Below are 1971 nucleotides of genomic sequence, written 5' to 3' on the forward strand. Positions count from 1 at the left end.
GTGCCGCTTTGCCAATGCGGTCGGCGCGATCACGGCAACCAAGCGCGGTGCGATCAACGCATTGCCGACGGAAAAAGAAGTCGAAGACTTTCTTGCCGCACGTTGAGAATTGTGATGTCGCGGCATCGGGACCTTGATGTCGCGACATTCTGCAAACTGTCCCACACATGGTTTGAAACGCGTGCTAGGCTTTTGGCCAAAGCACTGCATTGTTATGAATGAATTGGAATGGGCTGAGGGTGGTATGTCTGCTGATAAAATGACTGCAAGCTGGGAAAAACTTGATCAACTTGGCGCGGAAGTTTCCGAAAAACTCAACTTGCGTAAGGCATTTGCCGACGATCCCGCGCGGTTTGAACGATACAGCGCGGTCCTGACCGACCTGTTTGTCGATTATTCCAAAAACCTGGTTAACGATGACGTCATGGCGGCTCTGGTTGATCTTGCCAAGGCGGCCAATGTTGAAGGCTGGCGCGACCGGATGTTTGCCGGCGACAAGATCAATGTCACCGAAAACCGCGCAGTTCTGCATACGGCCCTTCGTAACCTTGATGGTGGCCCGGTTGAGGTCGATGGCACGGATGTCATGCCAGCGGTCAAGGAAGTGCTCGGTCGCCTCAAGGACTTTGCAGCACGCGTCCATTCCGGCGAATGGAAAGGCCATACCGGCAAGAAAATCACCGATGTCGTCAATATCGGGATCGGTGGCTCCGATCTTGGCCCGGTCATGGTCAACGAAGCACTTCGTCCGTACCATATTGATGGTATTCGCTGCCATTTCGTGTCCAACGTTGATGGCGCGCATATTATCGATACGCTGAAGTTCCTTGATGCGGAAACGACGCTTTTCATTATCGCATCCAAGACCTTCACCACCGATGAGACGCTGACCAACGCCTATTCGGCACGTGATTGGCTGGTTGGGATGCTGAAAGACGAAGCTGCCGTCGCCAAGCATTTCGTTGCGGTTTCAACCGCACTCGACAAGGTCGCAGCTTTTGGCATTGATACCGACAATGCGTTCGGTTTCTGGGACTGGGTTGGTGGTCGTTACAGCCTGTGGTCGGCGATCGGTCTGCCGATCATTCTGGCTGTCGGGTATGACAAGTTCGAAGAACTGCTGCGCGGTGCGCAGTCGATGGATAACCACTTCAAAACCGCGCCGATTGCAACCAACATTCCGATGATCCTTGGTCTGATCGGGGTGTGGTATCGCAATGTGCTGGGCGCATCGAGCCAGGCGATCCTGCCCTATGATCAGCACCTGTCGCGTCTTCCGGCCTATCTGCAGCAGGCCGATATGGAAAGTAATGGCAAGTCGGTAACCCGTGATGGCAAGCCGATTGCCTATGAAACCGGTCCGATCATCTGGGGGGAGCCGGGCACCAATGGCCAGCATGCTTTCTATCAGTTGATCCATCAGGGGACGGAACTGATCCCGGTTGATTTCATCATGGCTGCCAATGCGCTGCATCCGCTGGCGAACCATCACGACAAGCTGGTCTCGAACTGCCTTGCACAGGCCGAAGCCCTGATGCGCGGCAAGACCGAGGCCGAAGTTCGTGAAGAGCTTTCTGGAAGTGACCTGTCACCGGCCGAGATTGATGTTCTGGCACCCCAAAAGGTGTTTGATGGCAATAAGCCAAGCACGATGATTCTCTATAAGCAGCTTGATCCCTTTACCCTTGGTCGTCTGGTCGCGATGTATGAACACAAAATCTTTGTTCAGGGCATCATCTGGAACGTCAATTCCTATGACCAGTGGGGGGTTGAGCTTGGCAAGCAGCTTGCCAAGGAACTGCTTCCGATGGTTGAGGGCAAGGAAGATNNATGGCTGCCAATGCGCTGCATCCGTTGGCGAACCATCATGACAAGCTGGTCTCGAATTGCCTTGCACAGGCCGAGGCATTGATGCGCGGAAAGACCGAGGCCGAAGTCCGTGAAGAACTTTCTGGAAGTGACCTGTCACCG

The 1971-nt window shown here is 54.3% G+C and carries 2 protein-coding genes; both read left to right on the plus strand.

The window, feature by feature from the left end; all coding sequences use genetic code 11:
* Positions 1-244: 244 nt before the first annotated feature.
* On the plus strand, positions 245-1912 hold the full coding sequence (gene pgi / locus B2R48_RS14000; protein WP_297001513.1) for a glucose-6-phosphate isomerase: 1668 nt from the start codon (positions 245-247) through the stop codon (positions 1910-1912).
* Positions 1876-1971, plus strand: a 96-nt coding sequence (locus B2R48_RS20370; RefSeq protein WP_414716191.1) for a hypothetical protein, incomplete at its 3' end; no start/stop codon positions are given. The genes pgi and B2R48_RS20370, both read left to right, overlap by 37 nt.

Source organism: Thalassospira sp. UBA848 (genome assembly GCF_002295455.1).
GTDB lineage: Bacteria > Pseudomonadota > Alphaproteobacteria > Rhodospirillales > Thalassospiraceae > Thalassospira.